This window comes from Myxococcota bacterium, assembly GCA_039030075.1.
GTDB lineage: Bacteria > Myxococcota_A > UBA9160 > UBA9160 > SMWR01 > JAHEJV01.
The window spans coordinates 95909-113848 of the sequence record JBCCEW010000012.1 but is presented as its reverse complement, the minus strand read 5'-3'; the positions used below and the strand labels follow the sequence as shown (position 1 = coordinate 113848).

Sequence of the window (17940 nt, the reverse complement as noted above, 5' to 3'; positions counted from 1 at the left end):
ACTGACCCTCTCGGCTTTGTGCGATGCTGGGGACGAGGTCCCTGGACGGTGACAGACACGACCACCGGCGAAGCGCCCCGGGTCTACGGCGCATCGGTCTCGTACTACACGGGAAAGCTCGAGGCGTATCTTCGCTACAAGGAGATTCCCTACGAGTTCGTAGCCATCGCACCGGACCAGCTCGGCGCGCTCGCCGGCGCGTCGCAGGTGCCGGCAGTGCACCTGCCCGATGGGCGGTGGATGACCGACTCGACGCCGATCATCGATTGGTACGAGACCCAACAGCCGGCGCCCCCGATCCTGCCCGAGGACCCGGCCCACGCCTTCCTGGCCCGACTCATCGAGGACTGGGCCGACGAGTGGCTGTGGCGCCCCGCGATGCACTACCGCTGGAGCTACGACCCGGACCGCGAGCTCTTGTCGCGAAAGCTCGCGCACGAACTGATGCCCGGCTTCCCGCTCCCCGGTGCACTCAAACGCTTCATGGTACGGAGCCGTCAGAAGTCCATCTTCGTGACCGGAGACGGCGTGTCGGACGAGAACCGTGCCCACGTCGAGGGCAGCTACCTGCGCAGCCTCGACCTCCTGTCGGCCCTCTTCGCCGACCGGCCCTACTGTTTCGGATCCCGCCCCACCCTCGCCGACATCGGATTGGTCGGTCCGATGCTGCGCCACTTCTCCCACGACCCGACGCCCGCCGTGATCATGCAGAATCGCGCACCGGCCGTCTGGGAATGGCTCGCGCGCCTCTGGAACGCGCGCGGCAGCGAACTGGGCGAAGCGCCGCTCGACGCCGAAATTCCCAGCGCGATGCAACCCCTGCTGCAAGAGATCGTGGAAACCCACTTCGCGACGTTGCGAGAGAACGCGGCCGCGTTCGCCCGGGACGCCTGGCGACACGACGTGCTCGTCCAGGGCGTTCGCTACCGCGACCTGCCGACCTCGCGCTACCGGGTCTGGTGCTGGGAGGAGCTCCACCGGCACGCCGCCGCGCTGACTCCCGACGAGCGCGAGCGGGTCCGCGAACATCTCCCGAAGCACGAGCTCTCGGAGCTCGTGTTCGCGCCGCCGCCGCGGCCCTCCGAGGTCGACACGGAGCGTCGCGCTCCCTTTGGTGGGGGCCTCGAAGTGATTACGTCGCCCGAATCCCAACCCCGGCATCCGTTCGCTCGTTTTGCGAAGCTCGCGACCCGGGTCGCGCCCGGAGGAGACTCTCGATGACGATCGAACGCGATCACCACGGCTTCGACGCTCCGGCACCCTTGGGCCACCCGGGGCGCCTGGGCTTGCCCGACGGGCACCCGACGGGCCCCGAAGTGGGGGAGCGTCTTCCCGACTTCACGCTGCCCGATGCGAGCGGAACGTCCGTCGACTACCACGCGAGCCGCGGCAACAAGAAGTCGATCGTCGTCTTCTATCGCTCCGCCGTCTGGTGACCTCCGTGCTGGACGCAGCTCGGTGAGCTGCGAGACGCCTTCGGGAAGTTCGAAGCGGAAGGGATCGAGGTCTACGCGATCTCCTACGACGACACCGGGGTCCTCTCCGATTTCCAGGAGAAGCAGCGGATTCCCTTTCGGCTGCTCTCCGACGTCGACTCTGCCGTCATCCGTCGCTACGGCATCTTGAACGACCAGATCGGAGTCGAGGACGCCTTCCTCCACGGGATCCCCTACCCCGGCGTGTACGTCACCGACGAGGACGGCGTCGTCGTCGCAAAGTTCTTCCACGACACCTACAAGAAGCGCGACAGCCCCGAGCTCTACCTCGACGCCGCGCTGGGCCGCCGCGTCCTGTCCGACGAAGCACCGGCCGCGAGCGGCGGCGACGCCGATGTCCGCTTCACGGCGCAGGTGCACGGCGGCGGCGGCACGATCCGCCAGGGCATCCGACGCGAACTGGTGGTGCGCTGCGACCTCGGCGAGGGGCTCCACATCTATGGGGACGGGGTGCCCGAGGGCATGGTGGCGACCGCACTCGAGGTTTCGGGCCCGCCCGGCCTGGTGTTCGAAGAACTGCAAGCGCCGCCGACCGAGACGCTGCGGATGGAGAGCATCGACGTCGAGCTCCCGGTCTGGAGCGGGCAGGTCGACTTCGTCGTGCCCTTCTACGCAGTCGGTGAGCTCGCCAGCGAGACGCGCCCGCTCGATCAAGACGACGTCACGATCGAGGTGGGCATCCGTTACCAGGCCTGCGACGACCAGATGTGCTTCCCGCCGAAGAGCGAGAAGATGGCGTTGACCGTGCCCCTCGACGTGATCGACGTGCCGTCGCTCGGCATGCACCGCGGGCACGGGCAGCGCGAGAGCGCGACGCGGATGGAGAAGCACCTGCTGCGCTTGATCTGGCGGAAGTTCAAGGAGAACCCGGCGGGGCTCCCCCGCTTCTTCTGGAAGTCGTTCCAGCTCGAGCGCCAGGCGAGTCAGCGTCGCCGCAACGGCTGAATGACGCGTCTCCGCTTCCCCGACGGCTTCCACTGGGGAGCCGCCACCGCCGCGTACCAGATCGAGGGCGCCTGGCGAGCCGACGGCAAAGGCGAATCGATCTGGGATCGCTTCGTCCGCCAGCCCGGTCGCGTGAAGAGCGACCACCGCGGCGATGTCGCCTGCGACTCGTACCACCGCTTCGAAGAAGACATCGCCCTGCTTCGCGCGATGCACTGTTCGAGCTATCGCTTCTCGATCTCGTGGCCCCGGGTACAGCCGAAGGGCAAGGGTGAGGCGAACGCGGCCGGCCTCGACTACTACGGCCGCCTGGTCGACACCCTGCTCGATGCGGGCATTCGTCCGCTGGTGACCCTCTACCACTGGGATCTGCCCCAGACGTTGGAGAACCTGGGCGGGTGGCCGAACCGGGACACGGCGGGGCGCTTCGCCGACTACGTCGACCTGGTGGCGCGGCGACTCGGGGATCGCGTCTCGGACTGGGTGCTGCTGAACGAGCCCGGCATCTTCACCACCCTGGGCTACCTGATCGGCATTCACGCGCCCGGCCGCCGCGATCGCGACGCGTTCTTCGCGGCGACGCACACGGTGAACCTCGCCCAGGGCGAGGGCTTGCGCGCACTCCGCGCGAATCGCAGCGACGCCCGCATCGGCAGCGCGTTCCACTGGTCGCCCTGTGAACCCCGCGGCGATCACGACGAAGACGTCTCGGCGAGCGAACGCTGGCACGCGTGGGCGAACACCTGGTTCCTCGAACCGGCCCTGCACGGGCGCTACCCGGAGCCCTTCCTGGCGGGGAACCCCTGGGAAGCCATGGGGTTCCGGGACGGCGACCTGGAACGCATCCGCGCTCCCTACGACTTTCTCGGAGTGAATCTCTACACGCGCACCCTGGTCGAGGCGGCCGCGGACGGGGGTCGGCTCGGCACCGGCGCGAACCCGGTCGGCGCGTTCGGCGGCGAGGACGGACCGCGGACCGATTTCGGCTGGGAGGTCTGGCCCCGTGCCCTCGAAGACGCCCTCCTGCGCATCGACCGCGACTACGACCGGCCCACCCTCGAGGTGACCGAGAACGGTTGCTCCTACGCCACGCCCCCCGACCCCGACGGCGTGGCGCGCGATTCGGCGCGCATCGACTTCTACCGCGGCTATCTTGAGGCCGCCGCGCGCGCGATCGATGCGGGTGTCGACCTGCGCGGGTATCACGCCTGGAGTCTGCTCGACAACTTCGAGTGGGCCGAGGGATACCACCAGCGCTTCGGGCTCTGCTGGGTCGACTACGAAACCGGCGACCGCACGCAGAAGGAGTCCGGGCGCTGGTACGGGACGGTCGCTGCGGAGAACGGCTTCGAGACCTGAAGCCCGCCTAGTTCGCCGGGAGTTCCTTCGCGCGAAGGTGGGCCCGAAGGAAGTCGACCGCCCGGAACGCGAACTGACGCATGTGGCCACGCGACGGCGAGTTCGCTGCGTTCGGTAGTTCCAACCATTCGTAGGGCTTGCCGTGGGCTTCGAGCATGGCCCGAAAACGATATGCGTGGTCCGGGTCGACCCAATTGTCCTTGGTGCCGAACGCGATGAGCACGGGAGCCCGCAGCTTCGAAACCTGGTAGACCGGCGAGATCTCGACGAGCCGGTCGAAATCCTTCTCGGGGTCACCCATGAGCTTGGCGGCAGCCTCCCGCACGGATTCCCTGTTCATGCGAATGTCCGACTGGAACATCAAGGGAAGGTCGGTGGGCCCGTTCAAGCTGATGGCGCAGCGGTACCGGTCGGGACGGCGGATCGCGCTCATCAAGGCCGAGTAGCCGCCGTAGCTGATCCCGCCGATGCAGATGCGCGCCGGGTCGACCCGGCCTCCTTCGATCGCCAGATCGACAGCCGCGTCGATGTCATCCTCGATCCGTTTCCCGAACTCCCCTTCGCCGGCTTTGCGAAACGCGGCGCCGTAGCCCAAGGAGCCACGGTGGTTCACCTCCAACACCGCGACCCCGGATAGCGCCACGTACTGAGCCAGGGGATCGAAGAGTGGCTGACGCCGCGCGGCAATCACGCCGCCGCGGGGCACCACGAAGAGCGGCGCGGGCCGATTGCCCATCCGGGGCGGAAGCGTCAGGAAGGCCTCGAGCTGGGTGCCGTCGCTGGCCACGACCCGCATCGCTTCGGAGGTCGCCAGAGCGTCGGGATGCACCCACGGGAGCAGTCGACCGGCCCGGACGGTCTCGCCCGTGTCCTTGTCGAAGAAGTAGAAGGTCCCCGGGTTGCGAACCCCGCGTACCAGCAGCGCGAGGTAGCGATGGTCGCGGCTCGCACTCGTCACCGAGACCGATTCTCCCGAGGCGAACCGGGTGAAGTCGTTCAGGTGCTGCTCGCCGAAGGCATCGAGGTAGTGATACCGGCGCTGTCCCTCGACCTCGTAGATCGCGGCGATGATCTGGCGTCGATCGTGGTCGAGCAGCACGGACACGACGTCGACTTCCGGGTGATGGAAGACCTGCCGCCCGAGCTCTCCGTCGGACGGATCCAACTCGTAGATTCCCCGCGTATCCCGGCCTGCGTGCGCCGCCACGATCAGTCGCTCGTCGTCGGGGGTCATGCCGAGCGGAAGGATCGCGTACTCGAGGTTGTCCGAGCGTACGATCCGACTCCACCAGCCATCGGGACCGCTGCGGTAGTGAATGACCAGGCCCGGATTGACCCGGCCCTCGATGGTGAGCGCTGCCCGAACGACGCCCTTCGAATCCGTGATCCACTGGTGCACCCGGTGATCCAGTTCAGCCACCTGCTCGAGCTCGCCTCCCTCCTTCTTCTGGCTGAACTGCCACTTCTGGTTGGAGAGTGCCGTCGCGGGCCCGCGCAACACCTCCGAACGCTGCCACTTCCGCTCGCGCCAGAGGACGACCTCGTTCTCGTTGGGCAGACCGTCGATCAGCCGACCACGACGCGTCACCTCCAGGAGGTCCTGCTCGATGGTGTGTCCGTTCCAGGAGAATCGGATCAGCAGCGGACGCTTCCCGGAAACATGCTCCACGAACAGGGTGTCGTCTCCGATCCACTGGAGATCGGCAATCTGCTGCTTCGTTCGGTAGAGCGGAACCGTGACGAGGTCGCCGCGGCGCTGGGCGAGGACGCCCCAGGCTTGCTCACTCGACGCGACCGCCACGATCCACTCGCCGGTCGGACTGACCTGCAGCTGCCGAATGGCAGGCATCGCGTACAGGCGACCCGGTTCGAGACGCTCGGCGGCCGTCCCAAGGGCCGCGCCGGCTGCGACCAGAAACCCGATGAGCAGAGCACGAAGCGCGCTCACGGCATGTTCCTCTCGACCTGCATCTCGAGCGCTGCCTCGTAGCGCTCCAGGAACTCATCCCGGTCTTCGCCCGTGTAGCGGATCGGGAACTTCTCGAGCAGCTCGGGGAACTCGCGGGCGAGGCGTGCGCGCGTCTGCGCAGCGTGGTTCAGGTTCCGGATCTCGAGCCAGCGGTCATAGCGAGCCCTTCGCACTCGGAGGACGCCCGGGTAGTTGAGCAACCCCCGTTCCACGCGGAAACCCATGCGGTCGTGCTCTCGTCGCAACCGCCAGTGGTACTCCGTGCCACCGAGATAGCGCTTGAGCATTCGCCACGAGTACTGCCCCGGCCGCAGGGAAACGAACAGCAGGTGCTTCCCCTCCTTGAGATCCTTCGCGACGACGTGGTTCGTGGCTGCGACTCCTGAGATCTCCAGCGTGCCGATCCGCACCTCGGTGTCGATCTCGAGCACCAGGATGGCCGCGTCTTCGGGCAGGGACGACGGGTCCTCGGTCGCGAGGTCGATGGGTTTCACGCCGGCGCACGCCAGCAGCGAAGTCAGCCCGACGAGCAGCAGGGCGTGGCGCAGCGTCCGCTCCATCGCGCCAGCCTATTCTGGGCGCGTCGCGCGGTGCAAGCGCGCGGGCGCGATTTGCGCGCACCACCGACGAAGCACGCTGGTCTCCGACGCTTTCGGTCACCGCCTCGGTTCGGGTCGTCGCCCCCCACTCCGCAAGCGACATTGCTCCTGCGTGTCGCGCGATCGCCACGGGCGGCGCGGCTCAAGCCCGGGCCAGCGCCTCGATCCAGGCGCGCACCGAGGTCTCGGTCGCACGGCGCGACACGCCGTCGTGGAGTTCGGCGAGGGCCGCCTCGGCGAGCGAAGCGTTGAGCAGGCGCGCGGTCACCGGAATCGACGCCACCTCGATCTCGCCCGCCATCACGGCGGCCTCGAGGGCGCGGGTCATCATGCGCAGGCTCCGCTCGCCCTCGAGTTCTCGCGCGCGCTGCCAGCCGAGCACGCTGGGCCCGTCCTCGAGCAACACCTTCGCGACGTCGGGAGCGCGCACGGCCCGCAGCCATGCGAGACACGCGCGCACGAGGGATTCGAGCGGCGAGTCGCAGGGCTTCACCCGCTGCGAGGCATCGAGCGCGGCGTCGGACTTGGCGAGGAAGACCGCTTCGAAGATCTCGCGCTTGTTCGCGAAATGGTGGTAGAGCCCGCCGCGGCTGACGCCCGCGGCCTCGAGGATCGCTCCGGTGGTCGCGGCTTCGTAGCCGCGGGCGAGAAACGCCTCCTCGGCCGCCTGGAGCAGGCGCGAGCGGGTTTCCGCGCGGCGTTCGGCTTGGGTGGCCATCTCGGCACTTTACAGACTCTGTGTCGGTTTGCTAAGAAAGAAACCGACAGAGAGTCTGTAAATCCGACCAAAGTCATCGAACCGGGACTCGGCCCCTGCGGCCGGCACTCCCACCTGGAGATCCATCATGCCCGAGCTTCCTCCGGCCTTCGATCACATGCTCGCCGCCTGGAACGAGCGCGACCTGGAGAAGGTCCGCAGCCACCTCGAGCGCGCGCTGTCCCCCGAGATCCACTTCGTCGATCCCTCCATCGAAACCCGCGGGATCGACGCCTTCGAAGCGAACGTGCGTGACTTCCGCACGCGTCTCCCGGATGCGGTCTGCTCGCGTGCATCGGGATTCGACTCGCACCATGGCCTCTTCCGCTACCACTGGGAGATCCACCGCGGCAGCGAGCTCGTGCTCCCCGGATTCGACGTCGCCGAGGTGGACTCGGACGCCCGCGTGCTCCGCGTGTGGGGGTTCTTCGGGCCCGTACCGGAAGCGCCTTCCGCCTAGCCGCGCGGAACTCACCGGCTCCTCGCGCGGGACCCCCCGAAGTGACGCGGGGACTCCGACGGTCCTCGGTCCGCGATCGCCGGGTGCGATCGCGCCGCGCGGGCGCGCTCCGCCGCCGAAGCGAACGCCTGCTGCAACGCGGCGTCGGCGAGCGCGCCCGCCCCGTCCGCTTCCGTCACACGCGCGGCCGCGAAGCGACGCGCCGCCGACGCATGGCGGCCGAGCAGCGATTCGAGGCTCGCCAGTCGCTGCGCAACCGAACCGAGGGTGTGTCCGTTGCCTCCCACGCAGAAACGTCCGGCGTAGGGCTGCAACGCCTCGTGCAGCTCCGCGGCCAGCTCGCGCGCGTCGGTCCAGGCAGCGACGTCGGCGAGCGCCGCCAGCGTGAAGAGCGGGCAACGCCCGGCGAACGCTCGCGACACGCCGCCTTCGGCGTACTGCCGATGGAGTTCATCCCGGGCGCGCGTGAGACGACCGGCCTCGGCGTGCAGGCGCGCCACGAACGCCTCGAGCGGCGGGCGGTAGGCATCGGGCAGCGGCAGAAGCGCCAGGGCGTCGACCCGCTCGACCCGCGAACTCCGGTCCAGCACATCCAGCCATTGCTCCTGGAGTGCGACGTGCACGCGGAGCGGATCCGGCGTGGACTCCGCTGCCAATACCTGGGCCTTGCGGTTGCGGTCGCGCGCGCGCTCCAGGCGGCCTTCGGCGAGATCGAGGGATGTCTCGAGGGCTTCGTGGCGCGCCCGGTCCCGCGCATCGGATGAAGTCCTGGCGACGAGACCGTGGCGATCGATGGCGTGGCGCGCCGCGCGGAGATCGCCCGCTTCGAGACGTTCGCCCACCTCCCAGTAGCACGCCCAGAGCGCGAACTGCGGGCAGCCGCTGGCCTCGGCCGTCGCCTCCAGCTCGACCCGACAGCGCGTGCGCTCCTCGGCATCGTCGGGGCTGGACAACCAGACCAGCCTTGCCGTGAGTGCCGATCCCACGGCGTCGGGGGTGCCGAGAGTCCGGGCGATCCCCAGCAGCTCGCCACTGGCCGACCTGCCCTCGTCGAAGTCGACGTGTCGACAGAGCTCCTCGGCGAGAAGCGATACCAGCTCCGACCGGAGTCCCAACCGCGCCTCGGGGAGCGCCTCGGAGGCTTCCCGCAGCAATCGCATCAGGAGTTCGTCTCCCTGGAAGCCCCGCCGCGGAATCCGCGCCATCCCGATCGCGCTCTTCGCCAACGCTTCGGGAGAGCCGAGCCACCGCGCCAGTACGGCCGCCTCGAGCCAGGCCTGTTTCGCGGCCCGCCGATCGCCGGCCTCCAGCGCCTGCTCGGCATTCGCCCGACACGACTGGTAGGTCCGGCGCAGATTCGAAGCGTCGGCCGACGGGTCGTCTGTGTCCAGCTCCTCCGCAGCCGCGACGGCGGACAGGACTGGTGGGAACGCGCCGGGCGTTTCGGTCGTCTCGGCGACGAAGCGGAAGCCCCGCCGCGGCACGGTGCGGATCACGCGCTGTCGCGCGCCGCTGTCCCCGACTGCGCGGCGGGCGTCCCGGATCGCGCTGATCAGGGCCGACTCGCTGACGGAGGCACCGTTCCAGACGCGCTCGAGGAGCTCTTCTTTCGGAACGACGCGCTCTCGATGCCGAATCAGATAGTGGAGGAGGTCGAAGACCCTCGGCTCGATTCGAACTGGGTTTCCTTCGCTGCGCAGTTCGAACACTTCCGGATCGAACTCGAAATCCGCGAACACAAACATCGGCCCCGTCTACCCCGACACACCCGGCTCCGCATCCCGATCCGATCTCGCGCTCCTAAGAGCGCGATCCAAAAACATCATTCGGTGTTACACGCTCTGCGCCGTGCGACGGGCTGGGGATTTGGTGGGGAATCCCTGGCGACGCCGCAGTCCTCGGGCGGGGCGGAACGTGCCCACGGTCGGCGGGGCCAGCCGACGAGACACGCTCGAGGCGGTCTTCCGAGACGCAGAGTGGGACGAGCTGCGCGGACAGCAGGGGCGATGCCGTTGGCTCGACATGTGGAATCGCGCCGCGACTCGTGAACCGCTCGATCGGGCCGGGGACACCCCCGCACTCCCGAACCTCCGCCGCCTCTGCACTGAACCCTCGATTCGCCCGCTAGAGGGGAAGTGGGCGTTCGCGTGCAGGGCGTGGCACGGAGGACGCACAGATTCGGCGCGATGGGCCCGCTCCCGAGGTGGAGTCCGCTTTCAAGCGCACGCCCACAGCGGACGATGAGAAGGGAGGTGCCACCGCGGCGCCCCGAGGAGACGCATGAAGAGCTGGGTAGGACGCCTTCCGATCGCCGGCCCGCACCTGCGCACGGCCTACCGAGCAGCAAGGGCCGCCGCCGAGCGCCCGAAGGCCGCAGCGGTGTTGGCTGAGGTGGAGCACCCCCATGCCCCTCGGCTCGCACAGGTCGTAGACCAGCTCTACCAGAATGCCGAGCCCGACTCGGAACGGGTGCGCGCCATCGAGAAAGAGCGCGCGGCGCTGCTCCAACGACACGAGCCCCTGATCGACGGCAGCCTGGGAGCACCGGGCGTCGCCGATGCGGGTTCGAGCGTTTCCGAGGCATGCCGCGTGAGCAAATCCCCTCGCGCCGCGCGCTTGCTCTACTGGCTCGGCCGCGCGTTCGCTCCCCAGCGCGGCATCGAGCTGGGAACCAACCTCGGACTCTCCTCCGCCTATCAGGCCGCGGCCTTCGAAGAAGCCGGCGCCCAGGGACGACTCGTGACCCTCGAGTCATCGCCCTACCGCTTGCGGATCGCGCGGGAAGTCCACGCGCGGATCGGGCTCGCGAACGTCGACTACCGCCAGGGACGCTTCGTCGAGTCGCTCGACGCCGCCATCGAAGAACGGGGTCCTTTCGACTTCGCCTTCATCGATGGGCACCATGCCCACGAGCCCACCCTCGACTACTTCGAACGCATCTGGCGCAACGCACACGACGATGCGCTCTTCGTCTTCGACGACATCCGCTGGTCGACCGGGATGGAGAAGGCCTGGGCCGATGTGTGTCGCGACGAGCGCGTGGCGATCGCCCTCGACCTCGACCGGGTCGGCGTCTGCGTCGTGCGGCGCCAGGCATCCGACGAGCGCTGGGTCCTGCCGCCGCTCCGCTTCGCGCTGGGCTGAGCGGCCGGCACGACCCGAGCACGGCGCCTCGGCCACGCGCCAAGACCCCTGGACGGGACTTTATCCAATTGTATAATCCGCCCGTCCCCTCGAGAGGAGCTCCTCATGGTCGTCTTGATTCCCGGCGTTTCCGGCGGCTTCGGGCAGGTCCTCGCCCGCGCCGCCCAGGCCGCGGGCCACCGCGTGTACGGCACCTCCCGCCAGCCGAGCGGTGGCGCGGAGGCGCCTCCCTGGCCAGTGCTGGCCATGGACATCACCGACCCCGCCTCGATCGAGAAGGCGGTGGCCGAACTCGTCGAGCGCGAAGGGCGCATCGACGCCGTCGTCAACTGTGTGAACGACATGATGATCGGCGGCATCGAGGAGCAGACCGTCGAAGAGGTCCAGGCCCTCTACGAGACGAACGTGTTCGGCACCCTCCGCCTCTTCCAGGGCGTGCTGCCGGTGCTGCGTCGTCAGGGCTCGGGGACCCTGGTCACCATGAGCTCACTCGGCGGGCTGCTCGCCGTTCCCTACATGAGCGCGTACACCTCGGCGAAGTTTGCGCTCGAGGCGATGACCGAAGCGCTCTACCACGAAGTGCGCGGCACGGGCATCGACGTGGTGATCATGCAACCCGTCGCGATGGCGATGGACCGGGCCGCGACCGGTGCACACCTGCACACGGCGGAGCACGTGGCAGACGACTCCCCCACCCAGCGTATGGTGATCCGCATGGCCCGCGACACGGCCGCGAGCAAGCTCACCCCCGAGCAGGTGGCCGCGCGCGTGCTCGAGGTGCTCGCCCAACGCGAGAAGCCGCTGCGCGTCCCGCTCGATCGGGCGAAGCCCCTCGGCTGGGTGAAAGGGTTGGCCCCGCAGGCGCTGATCGATCGGCTCATCGGCGGGCTGCTCGACGGGATCGAAGTCGGGGATCAGCCGTAGGCGTAGCGCCGCCAGCCCTCGTAGCGGAATGGCTTCCATCCGCCCTCGGGCTGCGCCAGTCGCTCGGCCACCAGATAGAGCACCAGCGGGTTGAAGCCCAGGCCGCAGTGGCTGCCGCTGACCTCGATGTTCTCGGTCGACGGAGCATCCAGCTCACGGCATGCGCGCCAGTGCACGATCCCATCGCTCTTCGAGAAGATCGCGGTCGAGGGAACCGGCGGCGGCTGCTTCAGGCGTTCGGCCCAGCGCTCGCGTTCGACCTGCTCCTCAGCGTCGCCGCGCTGGACCCAACGCGTGAGACTCGAGGTGCGCGTGATGTCTGCGAAGGGACTGCCGAGGCTCACGACCTGGCGCACGAGGTCGGGAAAGCCCTTGGCGATCTCGCGGGCGTACACGCCGCCCAGGCTCCAGCCCACCAGGGACACAGGTTCGCCGTAGCGTTCATGGAGCGCGGCGAGCCGGCGCGAGACCCGCTCGATGACGCTGCGCCGCGGACCGCTGTTCCGACCCTGGAGCCACGGATGCGCGCGAAACCCCTGGGCGGCCAGGAACCGCCTCAAGACACGCGTCGACCCGTCACCCGTCAAGTAGCCGGGCAGCAGCAGGACCGGCTGTCCGCCACCGCGGGGTGCCCGACGCAGGAGGGCATGGGCGGCCGGCAGCGTCATGCCCTCGAAGAACGCGCGCTGCCCCTCGAGGAAGAACAGGGCCAGGGGCGGTGCGGTGTTTCCGGGTTCGGCGGTCAATGGGTGACCTCCTTCGGGGGAACGCGATCGCGGGGCATGGGCCAGAAGAGCGAAACGGGTTCGGCGGCTGGCAAGCGCACCACGAACCGGGTGCCTGCGGGCGTCGACGCGAGGTCGATCGTCCCCTCGTGAGACCGGATCGCCCCCGCGACTTGTGCCAACCCGAGGCCGCGTCCGGTGAATCGCGTGCTGAAGAACGGGTCGAAGATCCGATCGCGGATCTCGCCGGGGATCCCCCCGCCTTCGTCCTCGACGCAGATCACCGCGACCCCAGCGCCCCCGCGCTGCTCGCGCGAGGTGCGCACCGAGACGGTTCCTCCCTCGGGTTCCATCGCCTCGGCGGCATTCGAGAGCAGGTTCACGACGGCCTGGCGCAGCTGCACGCGGTCGCCCAGCGCGTGCGGCGTCGTCGGCGAGAGGTCGCTGGTCACCCACACCGAGCGAGGGAAGCGTCCCGAGACGAGACGCACCGCATCGCGTACCGCCGCATTCAGATCGACGCTCTCCCGCTCGAGCGGCCCCCCGCCCGCGTAGTCGAGCATCTTGCGACAGAGTTCCTGGGCGGACACCGACGAGTCGCGAATGATCTCCAGGGCAGCCCGCAGCTCCTCGGGGTTGCCACGAGCTGCGAAGGCGAGATCCGTCCCACCGACGATCCCGACCAGCAGGTTGTTGAAGTCGTGGGCCACGCCCCCGGCCATCACACCGAGGCTCTCGAGCTTGCGCGCGTGGAGCGCTTCCTCTTCGGCGCGCCGTCGTTCGGCGATCTCCTTGAACAGTGCACTTCGCGTGCGTTCGAGCTCTTCGATGGCCCGGACCCGGCCCAGGTGCAGCGCCACGCCTCCGATCACGGTGACGAGAGCGAAGATGGCCTGGGTGTGGATCGCCGCCCCGGCGCCGGTCCGCGCCACGACGACCGCACCCAACACGACGATGCAGAGCTGGAGCGGGATCAGAACGCGGCGATCGACCAGGAAGTAGAAGCACGCCACGCTGAGCACGCTCAAATGCAAGAGGGGACCGGACGTCTCCCGCTGCCACGCGATCGTGCCGATGCCCGTCGCGAGCACCAGCGCAACGAGGAAGGCGGCGACGTGCGGGCCTCGCGGCGGACGCCACCACCAAAACAGACCCAGGCCCATCACCCCGAGGTAGGCCACCAGCGCCCACGGTCGGAGTAAGCCGTCGTTCGCGAACCCCTGCGCGATCGCGCCCGCGGTCCCCGCCAACCCGGCGAGCGCCGTCACCGGAGGCAGGATCCGACGGAGCTGGGCCTCGGCCTCGGAGAGCGCCTGCGACGAGACCCCCAGCACCGAACTGCGCCCAGCCATGCTCCTCTCCCTTCGCGCGCCACGATACCACCCGCGAGCGCGCGGAACCGGCCAGGACTACGTCGCTGGGAAGACCCTCGTCGTGACGGGGGCGGCCGGCGGTTTCGGCCGGCTGGTCTGCGAGCGAGCGCTGGCGCGGGGCGCGAACGTCGTCGGCGGCGACGTCTCTTCCGACGGCCTGAGCGAGCTGGCGGATGCTCTGGACGCGCCCGACCGCTTCGCTCCCGTCGAGACCGACGTGACCGACCTCGGCGCGATGAAGGCGCTGGTGGCGGCCGCCGTCGAGCGCTTCGGCGCCGTCGACGTGATGCTGAACAACGCCGGTGTGATGCCGCTCGCGTTCTTCTCCGATCACGCCGAGGCCGCCCCAGCCTGGGATCGTTGCATCGACATCAACATCAAGGGGGTCCTGCACGGCATGATCGCCGCCTACACCCCGATGATGGAGCAGGGCCGCGGACACGTGATCAACGTGTCCTCGATCTACGGCAACCACCCGGTCGTCGGCGCCGCGGTCTACGGGGCGAGCAAAGCCGCGGTCAACGTGCTGTCCGAGTCGTTTCGGGTCGAGACCCAGGGGAAGATCAAGGTGACGATCGTGAAGCCGACCGGCGTCCCGGGAACCGGTCTCGCAACGGGCGTCGTCAACCCAGGAGCGATCGCATGGCATCGTCGGCCAGAACACCGAGTACCTCGGCTTCTTCGCAGCGATGGCCGAGGGAAAGGTCGACCCCGCCGATCTCGATCCCGAATCGGTTCGGAACCGGATGTTGGCACCGGAGTACATCGCCGAGGCGATCCTTTCCGCCATCGACCAACCCTGGGGCGTCTCGCTCGGCGACATCACCGTCCGCGCGACCGGGGACGCCTACATCTTGTAGGAAGCGCCGGGCCACTCCGCCCGCGCCGAGACGCCCGGACCCCGATGCCATGCGTCGCGCTTTGCCGCCAGGATCTCGCGAAGCGTGTGGCGAAGCAGGTCGCGTCCCGCGCGATAGACACCGCGCCAGGTTCCCGTGATCTCCGAGTGGCCGCCGCCCGCGCGCCAACCGACGGGCACCTCCCGAACCGGCACGCCGAACCGCAGCGCGCGCGCCTGCATTTCCGCCGTCCAACCGAACCCGCGGTCGCGCAGGGCCAGCGCGCGTAGCGTGTCGGCCCGGATCGCTCGAAAGGGTCCGAGATCGCTCACCGGGGTCGAGAACCCCAACGACAGGAGCGCACACACGAAGCGGGTGCCCAGGGACTGGTGGCGGGGCATCCGTGCGTGAGGCCGACACCCCACGACGAGCCCCGCCCGGCCGTTCAACAAAGGTCGGAGCAGTCGATCGAGTTCGCGCGGATCGTCGCTGCCGTCGGCATCACAGAAGGCCACGAACTCCGTACCAAGGGCCAGGGTGTAGGCGACCCCGCGTGCGCAGGCGGCGCCATACCCGGGTCGCGGCTCGTGCACCACCTGCGCGCCCTGGCGCAGCGCGCACTCGGCGGTTCCGTCGGTGGAGCCGTTGTCGGCGACGACCACCCGATCGACCCATGCAGGGACCCGCTGCAGGACCCCCCCGAGCATCGCGGCCTCGTTGCGCGCGGGGATCACGAGACTGACGTGGCGACCGTGGTACACGAGTTCCTCCTTCGGATCGGGCGGTTCGCTTCGTGGTGCGGACGCCGCCCGAGACGCTTCGCAGCGGGAGCTAGAATCGCCGCGTGCCTCGACCGTCCGCGTCGCGCTTCGCGCGGGTTCCCGCCTGGGCCATCGCCGGGACGACCGCCGCGTTCTGCTATGCGGCACTGGCCACGCGCTCCCACGCACCGGGCGGAGCCACCCTCTCGGAGTTGTGGGTATTCAGTGCCTGCGCGTTCGTCGCTTCCTTCGCGCTGTGGTGGCGACACCGGGAGGAGGACACGGACCCGCCGCTCGTCGCGGTCCTCGGGTTTGCCGCGTTGTTCCAGGCGATCGGCGTCGCGGGCCTGCCCATCCTCGAGGACGACCCCTACCGGTACCTGTGGGACGCGTGGGTCTTCCAGGAACGAGGCTCGCCCTACGGCGTCGCGCCGGCGGCCTACTTCGATCGCGCGGTGCCCGCCCCCTTCGATCGGATCCTCGACCAGATCAACAACCCCGCGCTTCCCACCGTCTATGGCCCGGTCTGCCAGTGGCTGTTCCGCGCTGCCCACACCATGGCACCCGGCCTGCTGTGGCCGCTCCAGTTCTTCGCCGGCGCCGCGGTGCTCGGCTGCTGTCTCGTGGTCGCGCGGGTCGTGCGCCCCCGCGACCTGCTGCTCCTCGCCTGGAGCCCGCTGGTCGTGAAGGAGTTCGGCTTCACCGCCCACACCGACGCGTTCGGTGTGTTGCCGCTCTTGCTGTCCATCGCCGTGCGCGCCGAGCGGCCGGTCGCGGCCGGAGTGCTCCTCGCGATCGCCTTCGGAGCGCGCCCGTTCGCCGCCGTGCTCGCACCCTTCGTCCTCCTGGGATCGGGGCGCGCATGGCTCGCGTTCGTCGTGGGCGTCGTGGCGTTGCATGCACCCTTCTTCGATCCAGCGCTGCTGCGCCCGGATGCCTCGGAGGGCCTGCGCAGTCTCGCCGGTGGTTGGCTGTTCAACGCCCCTCTGCATCTCTTGGCTCTCCAGGTCTGGCCCGGCGGCGAAGCGCGGGGCGTGCTCAGCGCCGCCTTCGTGATCGGGTGGTGCGCGTTGCTCCATCGGCATGTCCGGGACGCTTCCGCCAGCGACTGGCCGCGCGGCGATCTCGTCTTCGGGGCCCTGCTCCTGTTCGCGCCAGTGCTGAACCCCTGGTACGCGCTGTGGGCACTGGCGTTCGCCCCGCTGCGCCCGAGCGCGACCGCCTGGGTCGCTTCGGCCGGTCTACTCGTGTCGTACGCTCATGGCCTCGGCCTCGGCGATGCCAACCTCGCCCCCTACGAGGTTCCAGCTTGGGCGCTGTTCCTCGAGTTCGGGCCGATCGCACTCGCGTTCGCCTGGGACCTTCAGTCGTCGAGACGCAGCGCGTAGCGCTTGTTCAGGTAGTAGAGCAGCGACTGGAACTCGTCGGGACTCAAGCGGTTGCCCAGGCGCTCCTGCGGCGCTTCACAGTCGACGAGTCGCAGCGCCACGTCGCGGACCGGCCCGCGTCGATAGGGCGTGAGGCTGCGACGCGTCACGGGAACGGTCTCGGGCTCTCCTCCTTCCGCGACGCGAGACAAACACACTTCGAGGCCACGATGGGGGCGGGTCCGTCCGTTGAAGAGCGCCTTGCCGCGGTCGTAGACGGGGTCGGACTGGCTCCGATAGCCGCCGAACGAACCGCCACCGCCACCGCCGCCGCCGTAGCCGCCCGAGGCCCAGGCCATCGGGGTCGTTCCCAGGAACGTCGCGAGTGCGAGCAAGAGCAGGCCGGGTCGTTGCATGAGGACGGTCCTTTCCGTGGAGAGGTGAGATGCCGAGACGCCGACGCCGTCACCGGCGCTGCCTCGCTCTCCCAGTACGCGCGGGGCGTCCGGAACGTGACACCGCTCCCTCGATTTCTTCTCCCCGTAACCGCCCTCGGAGGGCAGCCGTACTGGCCCCGGGGAACGCGGACGGTAGACGTGCAGGGTGCAGGGTTGAGTCGCGGAGACCAGGCCGAGAATGCCGAGGCGGCGTCCGAAGGCGCCGCGGAACGCTGGTCGCGCTGGATGGGCCAGGCCCAGCAGGGCGACCGTGAGGCGTATCGGCGGCTGATGGGCGAGCTGCACGACTGGGTCGGCCGCTACGCCACCCGCATGCTGCGTGACTCGGTGGCTGCCGACGATTGCGCCCAGGATGCGCTCCTGGCACTCCATCGCGCGCGCCACACCTACGACCCGCGTCGTCCCTTTCGCCCCTGGCTGCTCGCGATCGTGCGCAGGAAGGTGTTCGACGTCGCGCGCCATCGAGAACGCCGCCGCGAGAACCCGCTCGACGAAGAGGCGGCGGCGCTGCGTCCCGTCGAGTCGGACCCGACCACCCAGCGGGACCTGGAGCGCCTGTTGGAGCGGTTGCCCCCGAAGTACCGGGAAGCCGTCCTGCTCACCAAGATCGAGGGTCTCGCCGGGCGCGAAGCCGCGTCGGCGATCGGCATCTCCCAGATCTCCCTCCGCACGCGCGTGCATCGGGGTCTCAAGCAGCTCGAATCGCTGGCGCGCCGCGAAGGAAGCCTGGACGAAGGAAATCGGGTCTAGCCGGGAATCTCCCC

The 17940-nt window shown here is 69.2% G+C and carries 17 protein-coding genes and 2 pseudogenes; 11 read left to right on the top strand and 8 right to left on the bottom strand.

Translation table 11 applies throughout. The features are described from left to right. Positions 1 to 48 precede the first annotated feature (48 nt). The 5 genes and pseudogenes from AAF430_14530 to AAF430_14510 all read left to right on the top strand — a co-directional run bounded on the left by AAF430_14530 (position 49) and on the right by AAF430_14510 (position 3800). Positions 49 to 1221, top strand: a complete 1173-nt coding sequence (locus AAF430_14530) for a glutathione S-transferase family protein (protein ID MEM7411450.1) — start codon at positions 49 to 51, stop codon at positions 1219 to 1221. Further along, positions 1218 to 1436: a hypothetical protein gene (locus AAF430_14525; GenBank protein MEM7411449.1), complete on the top strand. Its 219-nt coding sequence runs from the start codon at positions 1218 to 1220 to the stop codon at positions 1434 to 1436. Before AAF430_14530 ends, AAF430_14525 begins: the two co-directional genes overlap by 4 nt. Positions 1437 to 1448: 12 nt before the next feature. Next, a pseudogene (locus tag AAF430_14520) lies at positions 1449 to 1724 on the top strand (redoxin domain-containing protein). A 126-nt stretch (positions 1725 to 1850) separates the two neighbouring features. Continuing rightward, entirely contained in the window at positions 1851 to 2441 is a 591-nt protein-coding gene (locus AAF430_14515) for a protein-disulfide reductase DsbD domain-containing protein (protein MEM7411448.1), read from the top strand. Further along, on the top strand, positions 2442 to 3800 hold the full coding sequence (locus AAF430_14510; protein MEM7411447.1) for a GH1 family beta-glucosidase: 1359 nt from the start codon (positions 2442 to 2444) through the stop codon (positions 3798 to 3800). A gap of 7 nt (positions 3801 to 3807) precedes the next feature. On the opposite strand, the gene AAF430_14505 is transcribed toward AAF430_14510, so the two are convergent. The 3 genes from AAF430_14505 to AAF430_14495 form a co-directional block, all read right to left on the bottom strand. Further along, a complete protein-coding gene (locus tag AAF430_14505; protein MEM7411446.1) occupies positions 3808 to 5748 on the bottom strand; it encodes a prolyl oligopeptidase family serine peptidase in 1941 nt (646 codons plus the stop codon). Then, the gene (locus AAF430_14500) at positions 5745 to 6329 is read right to left on the bottom strand and encodes a hypothetical protein (GenBank protein ID MEM7411445.1); all 585 of its coding nucleotides are present in this window, start codon (positions 6327 to 6329) and stop codon (positions 5745 to 5747) included. Before AAF430_14500 ends, AAF430_14505 begins: the two co-directional genes overlap by 4 nt. A 181-nt stretch (positions 6330 to 6510) precedes the next feature. Beyond that, entirely contained in the window at positions 6511 to 7086 is a 576-nt protein-coding gene (locus AAF430_14495; GenBank protein ID MEM7411444.1) for a helix-turn-helix domain-containing protein, read from the bottom strand. A gap of 127 nt (positions 7087 to 7213) precedes the next feature. Here AAF430_14495 and AAF430_14490 point away from each other — a divergent pair, with 127 nt between their 5' ends. Beyond that, positions 7214 to 7585 (top strand): nuclear transport factor 2 family protein, encoded by a 372-nt coding sequence (locus AAF430_14490; protein MEM7411443.1) that lies wholly within the window; start codon positions 7214 to 7216, stop codon positions 7583 to 7585. Positions 7586 to 7596: 11 nt separating this feature from the next. Here AAF430_14490 and AAF430_14485 read toward each other — a convergent pair whose 3' ends face one another. Continuing rightward, positions 7597 to 9330 carry a transcriptional regulator gene (locus AAF430_14485; GenBank protein ID MEM7411442.1) on the bottom strand — a complete coding sequence of 578 codons (1734 nt, stop codon included), beginning with the start codon at positions 9328 to 9330 and terminating at the stop codon, positions 7597 to 7599. A 535-nt stretch (positions 9331 to 9865) separates the two neighbouring features. On the opposite strand from AAF430_14485, the gene AAF430_14480 reads away from it, so the two are divergent. After that, positions 9866 to 10729 (top strand): class I SAM-dependent methyltransferase, encoded by an 864-nt coding sequence (locus AAF430_14480; protein ID MEM7411441.1) that lies wholly within the window; start codon positions 9866 to 9868, stop codon positions 10727 to 10729. Between the two features lie 105 nt (positions 10730 to 10834). Continuing rightward, on the top strand, positions 10835 to 11653 hold the full coding sequence (locus tag AAF430_14475; GenBank protein MEM7411440.1) for an SDR family oxidoreductase: 819 nt from the start codon (positions 10835 to 10837) through the stop codon (positions 11651 to 11653). Here the strand turns inward: AAF430_14475 and AAF430_14470 are convergent. Both AAF430_14470 and AAF430_14465 read right to left on the bottom strand, forming a co-directional pair. Beyond that, positions 11644 to 12399, bottom strand: coding sequence for an alpha/beta hydrolase (locus AAF430_14470; GenBank protein ID MEM7411439.1), 756 nt, complete (start codon positions 12397 to 12399; stop codon positions 11644 to 11646). The genes AAF430_14475 and AAF430_14470 overlap by 10 nt on opposite strands. Further along, positions 12396 to 13730 (bottom strand): ATP-binding protein, encoded by a 1335-nt coding sequence (locus AAF430_14465; GenBank protein ID MEM7411438.1) that lies wholly within the window; start codon positions 13728 to 13730, stop codon positions 12396 to 12398. Before AAF430_14465 ends, AAF430_14470 begins: the two co-directional genes overlap by 4 nt. On the opposite strand from AAF430_14465, the pseudogene AAF430_14460 reads away from it, so the two are divergent. Further along, a pseudogene (locus AAF430_14460) lies at positions 13729 to 14611 on the top strand (SDR family oxidoreductase). The gene AAF430_14465 and the pseudogene AAF430_14460 overlap by 2 nt on opposite strands. Here AAF430_14460 and AAF430_14455 read toward each other — a convergent pair. Continuing rightward, positions 14599 to 15351, bottom strand: coding sequence for a glycosyltransferase family 2 protein (locus tag AAF430_14455; GenBank protein MEM7411437.1), 753 nt, complete (start codon positions 15349 to 15351; stop codon positions 14599 to 14601). The pseudogene AAF430_14460 and the gene AAF430_14455 overlap by 13 nt on opposite strands. A gap of 83 nt (positions 15352 to 15434) precedes the next feature. Here AAF430_14455 and AAF430_14450 point away from each other — a divergent pair, with 83 nt between their 5' ends. Next, a complete protein-coding gene (locus AAF430_14450) occupies positions 15435 to 16739 on the top strand; it encodes a hypothetical protein (protein MEM7411436.1) in 1305 nt (434 codons plus the stop codon). Here AAF430_14450 and AAF430_14445 read toward each other — a convergent pair. After that, a complete protein-coding gene (locus tag AAF430_14445) occupies positions 16715 to 17134 on the bottom strand; it encodes a hypothetical protein (GenBank protein ID MEM7411435.1) in 420 nt (139 codons plus the stop codon). The genes AAF430_14450 and AAF430_14445 overlap by 25 nt on opposite strands. A gap of 195 nt (positions 17135 to 17329) precedes the next feature. Here AAF430_14445 and AAF430_14440 point away from each other — a divergent pair, with 195 nt between their 5' ends. Next, entirely contained in the window at positions 17330 to 17926 is a 597-nt protein-coding gene (locus tag AAF430_14440; protein ID MEM7411434.1) for an RNA polymerase sigma factor, read from the top strand. The last annotated feature ends 14 nt before the right edge of the window (positions 17927 to 17940 follow it).